At 35.9% G+C, this 18,163-nt stretch carries 16 protein-coding genes and 3 pseudogenes; 5 read left to right on the forward strand and 14 right to left on the reverse strand.

Going from position 1 to position 18,163, the window contains the following annotated elements:
* On the forward strand, positions 1 to 306 hold a 306-nt coding region (locus L950_RS18035; RefSeq protein ID WP_037526069.1), incomplete at its 5' end, for a hypothetical protein.
* Positions 293 to 460: a hypothetical protein gene (locus L950_RS28825; RefSeq protein ID WP_021189707.1), complete on the forward strand. Its 168-nt coding sequence runs from the start codon at positions 293 to 295 to the stop codon at positions 458 to 460. The genes L950_RS18035 and L950_RS28825, both read left to right, overlap by 14 nt.
* A gap of 143 nt (positions 461 to 603) precedes the next feature.
* Here L950_RS28825 and L950_RS18040 read toward each other — a convergent pair whose 3' ends face one another.
* The 12 genes and pseudogenes from L950_RS18040 to L950_RS18085 form a co-directional block, all read right to left on the reverse strand.
* Positions 604 to 2,391 carry a chloride channel protein gene (locus L950_RS18040; RefSeq protein ID WP_021189708.1) on the reverse strand — a complete coding sequence of 596 codons (1,788 nt, stop codon included), beginning with the start codon at positions 2,389 to 2,391 and terminating at the stop codon, positions 604 to 606.
* A 543-nt stretch (positions 2,392 to 2,934) separates the two neighbouring features.
* Entirely contained in the window at positions 2,935 to 4,110 is a 1,176-nt protein-coding gene (locus L950_RS18045) for a M60 family metallopeptidase (RefSeq protein WP_231577403.1), read from the reverse strand.
* On the reverse strand, positions 4,047 to 4,232 hold the full coding sequence (locus tag L950_RS33825) for a hypothetical protein (protein ID WP_231577404.1): 186 nt from the start codon (positions 4,230 to 4,232) through the stop codon (positions 4,047 to 4,049). Before L950_RS33825 ends, L950_RS18045 begins: the two co-directional genes overlap by 64 nt.
* An 11-nt stretch (positions 4,233 to 4,243) precedes the next feature.
* On the reverse strand, positions 4,244 to 4,516 hold the full coding sequence (locus tag L950_RS33830; RefSeq protein ID WP_021189709.1) for a hypothetical protein: 273 nt from the start codon (positions 4,514 to 4,516) through the stop codon (positions 4,244 to 4,246).
* Between the two features lie 193 nt (positions 4,517 to 4,709).
* Positions 4,710 to 7,878: pseudogene (locus L950_RS37435) on the reverse strand (efflux RND transporter permease subunit).
* A 33-nt stretch (positions 7,879 to 7,911) separates the two neighbouring features.
* Positions 7,912 to 9,057, reverse strand: coding sequence for an efflux RND transporter periplasmic adaptor subunit (locus L950_RS18055; protein WP_021189710.1), 1,146 nt, complete (start codon positions 9,055 to 9,057; stop codon positions 7,912 to 7,914).
* 25 nt (positions 9,058 to 9,082) lie between these two features.
* Positions 9,083 to 10,411 (reverse strand): TolC family protein, encoded by a 1,329-nt coding sequence (locus L950_RS18060; protein WP_031288119.1) that lies wholly within the window; start codon positions 10,409 to 10,411, stop codon positions 9,083 to 9,085.
* 4 nt (positions 10,412 to 10,415) lie between these two features.
* A complete protein-coding gene (locus tag L950_RS18065) occupies positions 10,416 to 11,003 on the reverse strand; it encodes a TetR/AcrR family transcriptional regulator (protein WP_021189712.1) in 588 nt (195 codons plus the stop codon).
* 339 nt (positions 11,004 to 11,342) lie between these two features.
* Positions 11,343 to 11,732: a c-type cytochrome gene (locus L950_RS18070; protein ID WP_021189713.1), complete on the reverse strand. Its 390-nt coding sequence runs from the start codon at positions 11,730 to 11,732 to the stop codon at positions 11,343 to 11,345.
* A gap of 1 nt (position 11,733) precedes the next feature.
* Positions 11,734 to 12,381 (reverse strand): SCO family protein, encoded by a 648-nt coding sequence (locus L950_RS18075; RefSeq protein ID WP_021189714.1) that lies wholly within the window; start codon positions 12,379 to 12,381, stop codon positions 11,734 to 11,736.
* A gap of 1 nt (position 12,382) precedes the next feature.
* Entirely contained in the window at positions 12,383 to 12,811 is a 429-nt protein-coding gene (locus tag L950_RS18080; protein ID WP_021189715.1) for a hypothetical protein, read from the reverse strand.
* Between the two features lie 61 nt (positions 12,812 to 12,872).
* The gene (locus L950_RS18085; protein ID WP_021189716.1) at positions 12,873 to 13,352 is read right to left on the reverse strand and encodes a DUF4442 domain-containing protein; all 480 of its coding nucleotides are present in this window, start codon (positions 13,350 to 13,352) and stop codon (positions 12,873 to 12,875) included.
* Positions 13,353 to 13,442: 90 nt separating this feature from the next.
* Here L950_RS18085 and L950_RS18090 point away from each other — a divergent pair.
* Positions 13,443 to 14,677, forward strand: a pseudogene (locus L950_RS18090) (MFS transporter).
* A gap of 7 nt (positions 14,678 to 14,684) precedes the next feature.
* On the opposite strand, the gene L950_RS30595 reads toward L950_RS18090, so the two are convergent.
* Both L950_RS30595 and purN read right to left on the reverse strand, forming a co-directional pair.
* Entirely contained in the window at positions 14,685 to 14,864 is a 180-nt protein-coding gene (locus tag L950_RS30595; RefSeq protein ID WP_132772682.1) for a hypothetical protein, read from the reverse strand.
* Positions 14,865 to 14,914: 50 nt separating this feature from the next.
* Positions 14,915 to 15,486: pseudogene (gene purN / locus L950_RS18095) on the reverse strand (phosphoribosylglycinamide formyltransferase).
* Between the two features lie 146 nt (positions 15,487 to 15,632).
* Here purN and L950_RS18100 point away from each other — a divergent pair.
* Positions 15,633 to 16,007, forward strand: coding sequence for a peroxiredoxin family protein (locus L950_RS18100; protein ID WP_031288122.1), 375 nt, complete (start codon positions 15,633 to 15,635; stop codon positions 16,005 to 16,007).
* A gap of 219 nt (positions 16,008 to 16,226) precedes the next feature.
* On the forward strand, positions 16,227 to 18,137 hold the full coding sequence (locus L950_RS18105) for a class II glutamine amidotransferase (protein ID WP_021189720.1): 1,911 nt from the start codon (positions 16,227 to 16,229) through the stop codon (positions 18,135 to 18,137).
* Positions 18,138 to 18,163 lie beyond the last annotated feature (26 nt).

Consider the following 18,163-nt stretch of genomic DNA (forward strand, 5'->3'; position numbering starts at 1 on the left):
TCAGACAGAAATTCATTTTTAACGCCTCTTTTTCGGTGCAATTACGCAGTCGGAACGCTAGACCTTTTAATAATTAAAAATATGAAAAAGATAATTCAAAAAATAAGCCGTGCGCTACAGGTGGTGCTGATGGCGCCAATTAAATTGCCGGGCAAGGCATTAAATATTATTAAGTATTTAGCACTGGGTCTAGGTGTCGTGGAGACGGTGCTGGATGATAAAGATAAAAAAGGAGAGGAGGAGTCACCTCCGGCAGACCAGCTTTTAATTGATAAAGAAAAGGAGGTGCAGGATGAAAGGCAATGATATCCGTATCGGTACTTTAGGGGGTACCCTCTGTTCGATATGGGCTAGCTTTTCTCTTGGTGATGTTGTGCATACAGCTTTAATGGCCGTAGTCGGGACAGTCGTAAGTTATGTGACAAGTCGGTTGTTGGGGAAATTGCGAAAGAGAAAATAATTCATGATTGCGCTCCTATTTTAGGAGCGCATCCAGATTATTAACCTGAATTATCGCGGAAAATTTGACGATTTATGTGTGCTATTTGAAGCCCGGAAATTTGATCCGAGATATGAAATATTTAGGTTTGAGCACTTATTGTTCTAAATAGCAGCTTGCCTCATCAGTAATGCGCGATATTTATTAAAGACAGCAGACTTGGATAAAAAGCCTTTGTATTTTCCTGTTTCATCGATTACGGGAAGCATCCACACATCTTCTTTTTTCATTTTCTGCATAACCACTTCCATATTGGTGCCCATTTTAATAATGTCTATAGGTTGCTGTGCCAGTTCGCTCATTTTCATTTTTAAACCATCGACATTCTCACCTAGCAAAATTTCCAGTAAGCGCTCACTATAGATAAGTCCTATAAATGTTCCATCATAATCTACAACAGGAAAAATATTTCTTTTGCTGTGGATAATGTCATGATTTCTATCTTTGGCAAATTCATCAGGACGCATGATTGTGAAATTATTTTCAAGTAGATGACGTAGTTTCATCATACTTAGAACTGTTCTGTCTTTGTCTTCGTACGTTAATAAGTCGCCCTGTTCCGCTAATACCTTGGTGTATATCGAATGTTTCTGTACTGCACGGTTAATGAAATATGTTGTGGCAGCGACCAGCATAAGTGGAACCATCAGTGCATATCCGCCCGTGATTTCTGCGATAAGAAATATCGCTGTAAGAGGGGCATGCATAATACCGCTCAATGCTGCAGCCATACCAACCACCGTGAAATTAGCAACATTTAGATCTACAAGACCCGTTAGATTCATTCCATATGAAAAGGCAAATCCGATAAGGCCACCCATGATAAGGCTTGGGCCAAATATGCCCCCATTGCCGCCACTGTTTAAAGTAACCAAAGCTGCAATAGATTTCGCAAATACGGTAACGATAGTAAATGCAACAACAAGCCAGCCTATATCGCTATATTGAGAAAACATACTGTTGCTCAGGATGTCCTGATGACTTCCGTCTAATATTTTTTGTATTGTGATATAGCCTTCGCCATAAAGTGAGGGAAATAAGAAAATTAAGATACCAAGACTTATTCCACTTACCCATACTTTACGGTATGGATTAGTTATTTTTGAATATAGATTCTTCAGCCAAGTTGTTAATCGAGCAAAGTAGATTGAAAATCCTCCAATAATAGTTGCTAATCCAAAGTAATAAATTAGGGCGTGAAACTCCCAGTCATCTGTTACCAAGTGGAATAGGGGTTCGCTGTACAAGGAACGCGAAACAGCTGCTGCTGTTGCCGTAGAAATTAAAAGTGGAATAAATACGGGTATTGAAAATTCAGGAAGGAGAATTTCAATCGCAAAAATCATTCCGGCAACCGGGCTGTTGAATGCTCCAGATATTCCAGCGGCCGCACCACAAGCTAGTAAAAGCGTTACTTCCTTGTAATTAAGACCGAAAAAACGTCCCGTATTTGAGCCTATTGCTGCTCCGCTATATGCTATCGGTGCTTCAAGACCTGCAGACCCACCGAAGCCAACCGTGATCGCACTGGTAATAATTTGAGAATAGATATTGTGTGGCTCAATGCGACTTGATTTGCGGGAAATAGAATAAATAATCGGAGTGATACCATGCTCGAATTTTCCTTTTTTAATGAACCGTCTTACATAAATAACACTTAATAAGATACCTATTAAGGGGAATAAGAGGTAGATGTAATATTTATATTGTGATTGAACTTCGTTCTGTAGCGACGAAGCGATCCAGTGAGTCATTCCTTTAAGTGTTGCCGCGGCAAAACCACCTATAAGACCTACTAAAAGAGCAACAATGACTAAAAAGTTTTTATTTGAAATCTTTTGGGTGCGCCATCTATTAAAGCGCTCAAGCTGAAGATATAATCTTCCTATCATGACATTTTTAATTTGCTGTTCACAAGTGAAATTATTGTGACTGTGCAAATGTAAGATTTCAAGATAAATCCTGGCAAGTATTTATAATTTTTTTATTAGATGTAATCGGTTTTTTAGTATAGCAGTGATCATGAAGATTTTAAGTTTATAATCAGATGATTGATAATCCCAGGATTTTGATATCATTCAATGATATACTTTTTTTATAAATCATTGCTTAGTTCATCTTGAAACAAACAGTCATATAATAATTTGCTTTTATGATAGTTTATGGTTCATCTTAAAAAGATTACGTATTGGAGTGGATTGCAGAAAACAAAATGCGCTGTGAATTGTTTCTTATATGCGATCAAAAGAGTGTACCACTACACTCTTTCTTTAAGTTAATAGTTTACGAATAGCGGTTTGACCGTTATTCGTATTTTTTATTACTGAATGTTAAAAAATAAATAGTTTAATAATAATTCGGTTATTAGATAAACCATATGAGAAGGATAAAGGGTTCGATAATATAATTTGTCGAACCCTTTTTATTAATCTAAATTAATCAGCTAAAGTAGAGATATCCATATCTGGCTTTGGAAGATTAAGTTGTTGAATTTCTTTTTTGCACTTATCAACCATTTCTTGTGTCATTTCGTATGTATAATTACCATAATCATCATAAGTAAATTTTCCAACATGGAAGAAGCCATAAAGATCAAAGAAATCTGTGAGATCAAGTTTTGCGACCTGTGATGCTGTTTTTACAAAATTCAATTGGTGTACAGCAGGGTTGTTTCCACGATCGCCCATTACTTGACCGCCACCGCGTCTGCTTCTACGTTCAGGATTCTGTTTGCGGAAGGCTTCAAATAAATCGGGGTAAAAATTAGGATTTTTACCTTGATTTGCGAAATACAGTTGAAGTTGCCAGAAAGGTACTAAGCGATTGAATACATCTGGATCCTGTAGGTAACTTATTTTACCATTAATGATACTTTCTCTGGATTTTTTGTAATTACCTTGTTCTGAAAGACGGCTTTTATTGCCATAAGAAGTTGTTACATAAAGGGAGAAAATATTATTACTTACTTCACCCAATCCTCCCCAGTTCAAATAAGGTCTTAATTGATGTACGTGTCCTACTTCATGTGAAAACCCCCAACATGGATCCCCTTTGATTACGCGGGCTGGGTCTACAACAAGCGGCATTGCATTGCCAGGATCCGTACCCATATAAGCAACTCCATCTCCGTCACGGAACATGTAATAATTATAATTTACACGCGAGAGAATTTTGTTTTCAGGGACTTTGTTATATTTAATAAGTCCCATAATACGATGCTGTCTGTAAATAAGAGAATCATAATTACTGATCAGCTCGACACCTTTTCCATAAGCATACTTTTTAATATCGGCAGCAGGGTAGGCAATCTGAATGTGTCGACCTTTGGCATCAATAACCGGATATACAGCCTGATCTACCAACTTGTTCCAATCTTGGTCATTGTTTTTCGTAATATCAAAGTAACCATTAACTGGGCTACCAATAAAATGTACACTGATTGCTTTTTCTTTTTTAGGATTTTCGGAGAAATAATCGATATAAGCCAGACCGTCGAAATCTTTGACATCAATGATGTTGATACCATTTTTGAGTTTAAATTCTTGCTTTACAATACCCCATCCTTTGGGTCTTTGGTCGGATCCATTCCTTCGGGAGCTCGGCGGTTCCAATTTGGAATGATCAATTTAACTTCATTATCTGCAGCGATATGATCAACAGATATGATATGGCGGCCTATAGGCAGATAAATTCCGGTTATATTTTCATATTTGCTGTATCCATCACCGATCATTAAGTTATGGCCTAAGGTTGAAGGCTAAGGATAGCATTGTATTCTGCAAACCGGTACTTTTGATCATATTGATTATTTAATAAGGAGGTGGCAACCTGTTTGACCTGTGGATTTTTAATTTTATCAAGATCAGATTTTTTGATTCCTTTTTTTAGCTTAACGGCTAAAGGAGTTTCGAATACTTGTAAGTCTTGATAAGCGTCTGCATAGTCTTTAGCAGATTGCGCATGTAGACTACTTATCGTACCGGCAAGCAGTAATAAAGTAATGAATTTTAGCTTCATATTTAGATGGTTAGTTGAAGTGCTAAAATATCAAATTGTGCTAACATTAAAGCATTTTCAATTGTAAGATTATTGTTAAGATTGTAGCTTCAACCGGCAATGTTTTTAGCGATTTGAAACAGCTTATAATAAAGAAAGCCTTTCAAAATGAATTGAAAGGCTTTCTTTATTCTATTGAGATAAATTTTAATGTTTAGTGAGCAGATAAATTTTTAGCTTTTTCTTCATCAAAATTAGCTTCTAACTCGGCTAATTTCTTTTTACCATAAGCCAGTCGTGTGATCACAACGAACAGTACCGGAACGATAAAGATTGCTAAAACTGTCGCTGCAGACATACCACCAAATACTGTCCAGCCAATTGTTTGGCGAGAAATGGCACCGGCGCCAGTCGATAACATCAAAGGAATAATACCTAAGATAAATGCAAAAGATGTCATGATAATAGGACGCAGACGAAGCTTAACAGCATCTAATGTTGCCTCATATAAGTTCATTCCGATATCTACACGTTCTTTAGCAAACTCAACAATTAGAATCGCATTTTTAGCCGCTAAACCAATAATTGCAACTAAACCAATTTGCGCGTAGATATTATTATCTAATGCTGGAATCAATGTTAATGTTAAAATTGCTCCAAATACCCCTAGTGGTACCGATAATAAAATTGAGAATGGAACAGACCAACTTTCATAAAGCGCAGCTAGTAGCAAGAATACAAACAGAATACATAAACCAAAGATCATAATAGTCATATTTCCAGATTTTGTTTCTTGTAAAGCCAATCCTGAGAAATCATAACTATAACCGTTCGGCAATGTTTCTGCGGCAACTTCCTGAAGCGCTCTGATGGCATCACCGGACGAATAACCAGGCGCAGCACTACCACTGACCTCTATACTTCTAAAGATGTTATAGTGATTGATAATAGCTGGATTCTGAACAAGGTTCCAAGTAACCAATGAACTTAAAGGAACAGATTCACCGCGGCCATTATTAACATATAATTTGTTGATGTCCTCAATGTTCATACGGTAATCTTTATCCGCCTGAGATACAACCCTAAAGTTACGTCCGTATCTTGTAAAATCATTAATATAAGAAGATCCAAGGTATGCAGATATAGTGGTATAGATTGTCGAAACAGGAACCCCCATTTTCTTCGCTTGCTCTCTATTAACAGATAACTTGTAATTTGGAGTTTTTGTGTTAAATAGGGTATAGGCCATACCGATTTCAGGTCTCTGATTGGCCGCAGCTAAGAATTTACCAACTACACCTTCGAAGACTTTGATATCTACGGTCTGTTGATCTTGAATCATTAAACTGAAACCACCAGAAGTACCAAGACCAGGAATTGCAGGAGGAGTAACAGCGAGTACACGTGCTTTATTATAGCCAGCATATTTTCCCATGATACCACCCGTAATTTGGTTAGCAGTACGCTTTCTATCTTTCCAAGGTTTTAGAGAAACGAAAACTGTCGCTACGTTAGGCTGGAAAGCTCTGTTCAAAATATTGATACCGGCAATAGCCGTAATATCTTTAATCTCTGGATAATCTTTACGTAATTCTTGCTCTACTTCATTTAAAATTTCTTTTGTACGTGTTGTAGACGAACCTTCTGGCAAGGTAATACCGGCAAAGAACATCCCATTATCTTCACCAGGAATAAATCCAGTTGGTTTTTTATTAAACATATAACCTGTACCAATGAAGATACAAAGTAAGATGATTAACGCCATAGGAGCCTTTTTGATACAGTATTTTACACCATTAGAATATTTATTCGTTACTCTTTCGAACCAGATATTAAACTTGTAGAAAAACTTATTAAGACCTTTCGCTTTCGAGTGAACTGCTGTTGGTCTTAACATGATCGAACATAATGCCGGTGTTAATGACAGGGCAATAAATGCAGACAACATAACCGAAACGGCAATTGTTATGGAGAATTGTTGATACAATTGACCCACCATACCTGGGATAAATCCTACAGGAACGAATACTGCAGAAAGAATCAAAGCAATGGCAATAACCGGAGCTGTAATGTCTTTCATGCACGACGCGTTGCATCTGCCGCAGACATCTTATAATGATCTATATAATGCTGCACCGCCTCAACCACCACAATCGCATCATCGACCACAATACCAATAGCAAGCACGAATGCCAATAAAGTTAAGTTATTGATTGAGAAACCGAATAATAAGAAGAAGATAAATGTACCAACAATAGATACAGGAATCGCTAATACAGGAATTAGTGTTGCTCTCCATGACTGTAAGAAGAAGAATACAACTAAAGTTACTAATAGTAAAGCTTCAATCAAAGTATGAATAACTGATTCAATGGAAGCATTAACAACAGAAATTGTCTCATAACCGACAACATAGTCAACATCATCAGGGAATGATTTTTTAATCTTTCCAATGCAGTATAGATACCCTCTGCAGATTGCACAGCATTACCTCCTGGAGTTTGAGAAACCATCATACCAGAAGAAGTCATGCCATTTACACGCGTACTTGTTGCATAACTGAATTGACCCAATTCTACTCTCGCTACGTCTTTTAATAAAACAATTGATCCATCTGTATTTGATTTCACAATGATTTCTTCAAAATCCTGTACCGAAGATAAATCTGAATCCGTAATCACTGGGTATTCAAATACCTGATCTGATTTTTGCGGAGTAGAACCTACTGATCCTCCCGGAATTCTTAAGTTTTGTTCAGCAATTGCTGTAGAAACATCTGCAGGAGTTAGATTTAAATTCGTTAATTTATTGGCATCTAACCAAACGCGCATGGAGAATGGCTGTCCAAAAGCGGTAACCTCACCAACACCAGTGATACGTAATAACGCATCTTTGATGTATAAATTGGCATAGTTATCTAAAAACTTAGCATCGCGGGTACCTTTTGGTGATACCAGTGAAACGAGCATTAAGATATCTGTATTTGCTTTACGTGTCGTTACTCCTAAACGTTTAACTGCTTCGGGTAACGCTGGTTCAGCAATACCCACACGGTTTTGAACGTCTAATGTAGCGATATCAATATCAGTACCTACTTCAAAAGTTACGGTTATCTGTGATTGACCATTCGATGTACTGTTTGAGGACATGTAAAGCATGCCCGGTGTACCATTAATTTGACTCTCAATAGGAGTCGTTACTGTTTGTTCAACAGTTTGAGCATCCGCGCCAGTGTAGTTTGCTGTTACTGAAACAGTTGGTGGGGCTACGGATGGATATTGACTGATCGGCAATGACACAATTGAAATTCCACCTACGATCATAATCAATAGGGAAATCACAATGGCAGTGACGGGTCTTTTTATAAAAACTTCTGAAATCATATGTTTTTTTGTATCTTATAAAGTCTGTGAAAATTATTTTTTTGGTGCAGCGGCATCAGGTGCAGCAGCAGGAGCCTCAGCAACTTTTACACCTGTTTGCACATTCATGATACCATCAACAACAATTTTCTCACCGACTTTAAGGCCTGATTTTACAACTACTTTATCTCCTAATTTTAAACCTAGATCAACTTTACGTTGTTCAGCTTTACTGCTGTCACCAACAACATACACGTTAAATACTCCCAACTGATCTTGAACAGCTTTATAAGGAATAACAATTTCTTCAGTTGCTGAATTTGTTTTGATGTTTAAAGATAGATTCATTCCAGCTCTCAAGACATTACCAGGGTTGTCAAAATTAGCACGTACTCTTATCGTTCCTGTTTGTGGATCAACTGCACGGTCAATAGTGGCAATTCTTCCTGGAGCTGTATACTCCGTTCCATCCGGTAATACTGCGCCGATCTGTGCTGCAGAACCTGATTTTTGTAAGTTTACAAATTGAGGGATATCACGCTCGCTCACTTGGATTTCAACTGCCACAGGATTGATTGAAGATACCGTATTTAATCGTGTAGTTCCAGGATTAACCAAAGCCCCAAGACGTACATCGGATATACCTACAATACCCGCGAATGGCGCTCTTATAGTTGAACGATTTAAGTTTGTTTGTGCTGTTGTTACAGCAGCTTGTGCACCTAAGATCTGCGCTTTTTGATTTGCCAGATCTGTTTTAGCATAATCTAAAGTTTGTTTTGCGATCGCATCTTTATCTGCTAATGCTTGGTAACGGTTTAAATCTGTTTGCACACGATCCAAATTAGATTGTGCAATTTTAAGATTTGCTCTGGCTTGATCTAAAGCCGCAGCATAGCGAGTGCCGTCAATTTCATATAATTTTTGACCTTTGGATACCGATGCTCCATCAGTTATAAATATTTGCGTTACATAACCAGAAACTTCAGCAAATAAATCAGCTTCATTTAAGGGTTTTACAGTAGCTGGATATGTTTGGTTTCCTGTGACAATTTCTTCTGTGGCAGTTGCTATGGAAACAGGTACAACACGTTCTGCTTGCTGTGCAGCCTGTTGTTTCTGAGCATCTTTATTGCCACATGACTGCCAGATTAGCGTAGTCCCAATAAAAAAAGCTGCTAATAAATGTTTTTTATTCATGATATTCTTGGTTTCTTAATGTTGTTTATTTTGTATCTACAGTTCCTAATGCTTTTTGAACATCTAGCTTACTCGATAGAAGTGCATAAAGTGCATTTAAATAATTCAATTGACTTGTTTTAAGATCAGTCTCAGCTGTCATTAAGTCTAAGTAAGTTTTAATACCTTCATCATATTGTAACTTAATCGTATCATAGACTTCCTTAGATAAGTCAACATTATCTCTTGATGTTTTCCAATCAATTAGGTTGGCATTATATGAAGCTGTTGCAAGTGCATATTCTGTGTTGACTTGATTTTTCAAATCTTCCATGCTTAAATCAATTCTACTTTCGCGTAGTTTGGATTGATTGATTTGATGCTTTCTTTTAAAACCTTGAAAAATTGGAATAGATACAGATAATCCAGCTACAGAGCTTGGGAAATTGTCATTATACAAATCCTTAAATTTGTTATTTCTGTAATTAAATGCATAGTTATAAAATGCGCTTACATTTGGGAGGTAGGTCCATTTATAGTATTGCGTTTCTAATTCTTGCATTTTTTTGGACGTTTCCAATTGTTGGAATTCAATTCTATTGGTTACGCTAGCAGATGAAGTCGTGTCAATCAGAATCTGATTTTCCATATTCGCATTCTCAAAAGATAATGTAATATCAACTTTATGATCAACTGCTATTAAATTTTTTAAATAATCATATTTATAACGGCGTAATTCAATAGTCCGCTTTTCGTCCGCATTTGCATTGCTTAACGCAATTTGAGCTCTTTTGAAATCGGTTTTGTCAACCATACCAACTTCGTAGCGTACTTTAGCGTCGTTATATTGTTTTTGAAGTCTAGCAATGTTTTCACGAACAATTTTGATCTGCTCTTCACTCGTTAAAATATCATAGTAAGCTTTACTCACTTCAACCACTGTGTTGATTTTTTGACTTTCAGTGTTTTGCTTATTGGATTGACGGATAAGTGTTGCTGCTTTTGAAGCTTGCATAAGTGCCGGATTCAAAATCTGTTGATCAGCCTGTAAGGTTAAAGCACTAGCATTCTTCTGTCCTAACGCAATGTTCTGTCCACCTATAAAAGAGGTGGGAACTTTAACATTGTAGTTGTAAGAACCATTAGCGTTTACCTGTGGCAACCAGCCTGACAAGGCAATGTCGATATCTTTTTCGCCAATTTCCTCATCAATTGCAGCCTGTTTCAGACTTATCTTGTTGCTAAGGGCATAGTCAATGAGTTGCTGCAAATTTGCTTTAGCAGGTAATGTCTCATTGCCTGTTTGTTGGGCATAACTAACATTGTATATTGTAGTCATGGCTGCCAAAGAAAAGGCTATTTGTCTAAACTTCATAAAATTATTTATTTTTAACTCCATCCCAAATGATGTTTACAACATCTTCGATGCTTTCATTTGATTTTAATTTGTTGTGTTTCACTCCTTTAATTGCTGATACAGCAGTTCCAAAGAAGACGCAAGCTAATGCTTCTACATTGGTGTCTTTTAATTCGCCTTTATTGATTCCTGTTGTTAAGAATTTAAGTATATTACTCTGACCACTAATAGATTCATTTGTTTCATAACTGTTCACGTTATAATAAGGAGATGAGTAAAATTGTTCAAAAAAACTGAACATTTCTACATGTTCTCTGTAAAATTTTACAAAGCCTTTCCATATATGAAAAAAAGTGTCTTTATAAGTCAATTTATCATCCAGCGATCCAAAGATTGCTTCATTTAAAGTGTCGCCACAGTATTGAAACAGGCTAACGATCAAATCATCTTTCGATGGGAAGTAATGATAGATTGTACCGATTGCGACATCAGCTTCCTGAGCTATCTTGCTCATCGCTGTGCCATGAAATCCATGATCTTTGATCAACCGAAGTGTGGTCTCAAATATGGAAATCACTTTAGAATTATTTTTTGTGTATTGAACGTTCATTCGGTTCCAAATGTAGAAATTTTAATCAAATCTAAATGTCAAAATATTGTAATGAAAAACTATATTTTATTCATTGCAGACATCTATTTATTCGCATTTCCGATGTTAACATATTTTAACATTTAGTTGGTTTGCTAATCAATTTGCATGGCCTATATTTGTACCATCATAATTTAGGTTTATAATTGGTTAGTAAAGGTTTTCATTCTCCTCGTTTGAAAACCTTTCTTTTTTTACCTAAATAGGTACCAACACAAAAAAGCCTAGTTGATTAACTAAGCTTTTCTTTAAATCATGGAATGTCCTACTTGCAATTTTTTAAACTCATCTGAACTTCTTCTAGACTGAATATTTTATCTTGCTTACCAAATTTGTGGTAATATAGGTTAAAACATAGGCGATATCGATGTCGGTCAAGATTTCATTCGCTGGCATTTTAGTGTTAAATGTTTTGCCCGCAACTACAATTTCTTCTTCTAGTCCATTCTTAACAATACAGGATAAACGATCTCTATTTTTTGTTAAAAATTCTACATCCGTTAATGGTGGATATAATAGGCCTAAGCCTTCACCCTTATCGCCATGACAATTTTTACAATGATTAATATATATTTTTTGTCCATTTACGGCATATTGTGCTGTCTTTATATCTTTGCCTGACTGGCAACTGCTTATCGAGCATAAAGAATATAGAGCGATCAATACTCCTAAAAGATATAGTTTTATCATTTTACTTTTCTTCGAGTAGGATAGCAAGTTCTTTTTGTAGTTTCGCAACTTGCTCATCATTAGTACCGTCATAAGCACCGCGTATTCTTTTTTGTTTATCTACTAATACCAGATATCCTTGATGATCATATCCCCCTGGCGCATTTTTGTCTTCTGCTGTGTAGACTAGGTATTGGTTTGCAATTCCATAGATATCAGCTTTTGATCCCATTACAAAATTCCAATGATCATTGCTAACACCTAATTTATTGGCATATTCTTTTAAGACATGTGGCTGGTCATATTTGAAATCAATGCTATGTGATAAAAAGTAAACTTGATCACTATCCTTATATTGCTCGTATACTTTCAACAGATTTCTATTCATAGTAGGGCATATACTTGGGCAATGAGTGAAAAAGAAATTAGCGATATACACTTTGTTATCAAAATTCTTATCCGTTATATAGACACTATCTTGGTTTAGAAATTTGAAAGGGGGGATGGTATGGTATAGGGTATCAATAACCGTCTTACCATCTATAATTTTCTCTACTGGTTCACGTTGACCATAAATAGGAAGTGTAACTGTATTGGACTGACAACTAGATATTGTAAATGTTGTTAGTGCAATAAGAAAAGAAGCACCAATCTGAATTGATTTTAACATATTAATACTTTTTTAAGATTTCTTGTTTCTCTTTTGATACACGATCAAAGACTGCTTTCATGTCTTTTACTTTAGTCAATTCGCGATTAGCATAATCTACTGTCGTTGAATCGGCACTATAGTCTTTCATCCAATCCATCATATGATCTGTTGCATCTTCGAGATTGCTTTTTAACTGAGACAATTCTTGTCGAGTATTTGTTGTATCTAGATCAGGTTTAGCTGTTTTTATAGCACTAAGATTTGTGAGGATGGAATCGATAGTAACTGCATCTTTATCAAAAATACTTACTTGCGGCATGATCTCATCATGAATTTTCATGGTTTCTTCTTGTGTTTTCGCTAAATCATTTTGATTATTTGTATTTGAGCTATTGGCACATGAAGTTATTGCAAAAGCTGACGCAACTAAAAAAGCTAATTTTTTCATATTGAAATATTTTGTCTGTTACCGACAAAGATACCAAATAGATAAAGAAGATAATAGCTTATTATACTCTGGTGTATGTAAAATTCAGGTCACGAATATAGATTTCATTTTTCGCAATGGCACAAATTTCATTTTGATCGTTCACAATTTCTACAGAAAATGTCTTAATGATCCGACCTCTGTTTTTAAGTGTATCCATGCATTCATTAAAATCCTCGTCAGTTATTTTGATCGAAAATCTAAGATTGGTCAAGCCAGGCTTTTTATATTCAATGGATGCTGATTTGAGCCAAGCTACAGTTTTTTTAAATCCATGTGATTGTAAGCGCTGATCAATAAGAATCGCATAAAAAGGATCAACTGCTGAAAAAATTGTTCCACCAAATATGGTACTGTTTGAGTTTTTATTGAAAATACTTTTGATAATTTTTACATCCACACCTTGAAAGTCTGTATGAATTTTTTTGACCCATATGCGTTGGAATAAAAATGGCGGGTAAATTCTTAATAACCACTTTAGGGATTTGGGACTATACAACATGGTGCAAATGTAATACAATAAATTAAAATTCGTTTGCTAATTGATTTGTAAAAATGGTTCCACAATGATATTTTTATAAAAAAATAAAATATGGCTAACCAACCCGAAATGTCCTCAAACAAGAATGTTTGGATTATTATTCTTGTTGCCTCATTGGGGTATTTTGTTGATATATATGACCTCATTATCTTTTCGATTGTTCGTGTAAAATCTTTTGAAGAAATCGGTGTTTCTCCCGCGGATATGCGTTCTGAGGGGGAGTTTGTATTAAATATGCAGATGGGCGGATTACTGATTGGAGGCGTGATCTGGGGGATTATTGGTGATAAGTTTGGACGATTGAAGTCTTGTTTGGTTCGATTTTGCTGTATTCATTGGCGAACATATCGAATGGTTTTGTACATGATGTGATGACGTACGGTATCATTCGTTTCATTGCCGGTATTGGTTTAGCGGGTGAATTGGGAGCCGGTATTACCTTAGTTAGCGAAAGCATGCATAAATCAGAACGAGGGTATGGTACCATGCTGGTTGCTACAGTTGGTGTCTTAGGCGCCGTTTTAGGATATTTTATATCTGAACAATATGATTGGAGAACTGCTTACTTTGTTGGCGGTGGTATGGGATTGTTGTTACTGTTAATGCGGGTAGGAGCACTCGAGTCTGGCTTGTTTAAAACAGCAGAAGAGAAAACAGTAGTGAAGGGTAAGTTTAGTATGCTTTTCACTGATAAACGTCGTTTTAAAAGATATTTATACTGCTTGTGCATCGGATTACCGATTTGGTTTGTGGTAGGCGTACTTGTTACTCAGGCTCCAGAGATTGGTAAAGCGCTACATGCGCCAGTTGTTCTTAGTGCTGGAAAAGGAGTTTTGTTCACCTATCTGGGGATTTCTTTAGGGGATTTACTGGCAGGTTTATTAGCTCAGGTTTTGAAATCACGAAAGAAAGTCGTTTTACTGTGTCAAATAATTATCCTCGTAAGTTCTTCATGGTACTTATTAAGTGATGGTTTGTCTGAGACTAAATTTATATGGCTTTCCTTTTTTATGGGACTTGGTATAGGTTATTGGGCAACTTTTGTCACCATATCTGCAGAACAGTTCGGGACGAATTTGCGAGCTACAGTGGCCACTACTGCACCTAACTTTGTTCGTGGAGCACTGATCCCTTCAACAATGTTGTACGGAGTTCTTGTCAATCACTGGGGTATTATTACAGCCGCATTTATGATGATATTTTTATTATCAGGAATTGCTATATATGCATTAACACAGCTCGAAGAGAGCTTTGATAAAGATCTGAATTATCTGGAAGAAGAGTAGGCAAAAATTAGCGCTTTGGACATTTGCCGCAACGATTCCCTTTTTTATATTTCTTACAACATTTTTTAAAACAAGCACATGAAAAAGGAGAAAACGGACTTGATGCTTTTGTATCAGCACAAAAATCTATTTTCTCCTTTGAGAATGTATCTTGAAATTCTGTTCCTTGCAATTCTGAAGTATTCATAATGCAAAGATATATATTATTTATAAGCAGTCTAAATAAAAAACGTTAAATTACATCTTTTTTAGTAAGTTGTCAATTACTTTAGGGTATTGCTGATGTTCTAATTGTTGTCCTTTAAACTTAATTACCTCTAAAGTGTCATGAGCTCTACTTTAAAGCGGCCTTGATAAATTACTTCTCCTTCATCAAAATGCTCATTTGCAAAATGAATTGTTATGCCATGCTCTGTTTCTTTATTTGCCAATACGGCTTTATGAACATGATCACCATACATACCTTTGCCACCATATTTAGGTAACAGCGCTGGATGGATATTAATAATCTTATTGGGAAAAGCTTGTAAAAGATTATTAGGAACTAACCAAAGGAATCCTGCAAGTACAATTAAGTCAATGTTTAAGTTTTTTAACATTTTAACAATTTCGTCCGATCTGAAAAATTCATTTCGGTCAAATACGTGGACAGGTATTTCAAAATTATCAGCTCTTTGGATAACATATGCATCAGCATTATTGCTCAATACGATAGCGATTTCGGCATCTTCAGAATATTTAAAATACTCCATTATTTTTTGGGCATTGGAACCAGAACCTGAAGCAAATATGGCAATACGTTTTTTCACAGTTTAATTGTGTTAAGTGACGTTCTAAAAAAAGTTAATCAACCAAACTTACGTTATTTTTTGTAAATAAACTAACAGCTTGGTGTTATGTGTACAATTTGACTCGTATATTTAACCTTTGGCAATACTGTTTTATTTTTAAGCTTATGAAAACATTTACATTAATACTAATTACTTTTTTACTTATACCAACAAAGCGGGTCAGTGCTCAGGCGCCTGCACAGATCCCATATTTTTCTCTTCAGGAGGTATTTACCGGTAAATCTTTTAAAACGTCCGATTTACCAAAGGAGGGACTTATCATTTTTAATTACTATGACACGGGCTGTAGTCATTGTCAGAAAATGGGGGCGGGGATAGCGGATCAGCTACAGGCGTTTAAAAATATTAAATTCTACTTTGTTGCCATGAATGATGTCGAATATGTGGAAGGATTTATAAATATGTTTGCAAAGAAATTGAGACCTCATCCTAACGTATCTTTTATTTTAGATAAAATGGACAGTTATCAGCTTATTTAAACCTACACAAACACCTTCACTGTATATCTACGATGCAAAAACACACAAATTATTAAAACATTTAGATGGTGTTGATGATGTTAAGGTATTGCAAGTAGCTTTGCAACAGCTAATCAAATAGTTTTGCTTGTCTTCTAGTTGTAATTTTTAAATACAAGAGTCTTTTTTTGATACAACTAATTATAAATATTTGCTATTTTTGCGACATCAAATCAAGATATGAGCGACTCAATTAAACACGAGTGCGGTATTGCACTTATTCGACTGTTAAAGCCCCTTTCTTATTACCAGGAAAAATACGGTACGCCTTACTACGGCATAAACAAATTGTACTTATTGATGGAAAAGCAACACAACCGTGGCCAAGATGGTGCGGGTATTGCGACCATAAAATTCGACGTAAAGCCAGGAAATCGGTACATTTCTCGTTACAGAGCGATGGGATCCAGTGCTGTGGCTGATATCTTTGAATATGTACAAAAGAAGTTTGCATCTGTACACAAGGCATATCCGGAGGAATCTAAAGATACACAATGGTTAAAAGATAATGTTAGTTTTACCGGAGAGGTATTGTTAGGTCATTTGCGTTACGGTACTCATGGTAAAAATAGCATTGAAAGTTGTCACCCTTTCTTAAGACAGAACAACTGGATGTCTCGCAATTTGGTTGTTGCCGGTAATTTTAACATGACAAATGTTGACGAATTATTGCAACAGTTGTACGAGCTAGGTCAACACCCAAAAGAAAAGGCAGATACAGTTACTGTATTGGAAAAAATTGGACATTTCTTAGATGACGAAAACCAGGATTTATTTGACAAGTTTAAGAAAGAAGGTTATTCTAATATTGAAATCAGTTCTCTGATTGCAAAAAACTTGGATGTTCCTAAGATCTTAACGCGTTCAGCAAAAACTTGGGATGGTGGTTATACGATTGCAGGTATATTTGGTCATGGAGATGCATTTGTTATGCGCGACCCTGCCGGTATCCGTCCTGCTTTCTATTATAAAGACGATGAAGTGCTTGTTGTTGCTTCGGAAAGACCAGTTATTCAGACTGCATTTAATATTCCTATTGATAAAGTGCAGGAAATTAAACCTGGACATGCGTTGATTGCAAAAAAAGATGGGACAGTTACCGAAGAAATGTTTAGAGAGCCTGTTGAGCAAAAATCATGTTCTTTCGAGCGTATCTATTTTTCAAGAGGTTCAGATGCTGATATTTATAAAGAGCGTAAAAAATTAGGTCGCCTTTTATGTCCGCAAGTATTAAATGCAATTGATAATAATATTAAGAACACGGTATTTTCTTTTATTCCAAATACGGCTGAAGTATCTTACTACGGTCTGATGGATGGTATCAATACCTACGTTAGAGATTTTCAAAAGGATGCCTTATTAAATAGAGCGGATAAGATTGATGACGGTGAGTTAGAAGATATTTTAAGCATTCATCCTCGTTTTGAGAAATTGAATGTGAAAGATGCTAAGTTACGTACATTTATTACTCAAGATGCTGATCGTACTGATATGGTACAGCATGTATACGATACAACTTACGGAATTGTTAAAGATCATGAAGATACAATCGTTGCGATTGATGATTCAATTGTAAGAGGAACAACCTTAAAACAAAGTATCTTAACAATTTTAGATCGTCTGAATCCGAAGAAGATTGTAATTGTTTCATCAGCACCGCAAATTCGTTACCCAGATTGTTACGGTATCGATATGTCTAGAATGGGTGAGTTTGTTGCTTTTGAAGCAGCTATATCGTTATTAAGACAACGTGGTTTAGCACATATTATTGATGAAGTATATCAAAAATGTTTGGTTTCGATAACAGCAGATATTGACGAAATAGAAAATTATGTCAAAGCTATCTACGAACCCTTTACAGATGATGAAATTTCAAATGAAATTGCGAGAATCATTACGCCACATCATTTGAAAGCTGAAGTAACAGTGATTTTCCAGACTTTAGATAATTTACATATTGCCTGTCCTGATCATAAAGGTGATTGGTACTTCTCTGGTAATTATCCGACTCCTGGAGGAAATAAAGTTGTCAATAAAGCATTTATGAACTGGGTAGAAGGTAAGAACGTAAGAGCTTACTTCAGCAGTTAATAAGAGCAAAATACATATTATAGAAA

Origin of the sequence: Sphingobacterium sp. IITKGP-BTPF85, from assembly GCF_001006065.1 — a bacterium.
GTDB classification, from domain to species: domain Bacteria; phylum Bacteroidota; class Bacteroidia; order Sphingobacteriales; family Sphingobacteriaceae; genus Sphingobacterium; species Sphingobacterium anhuiense.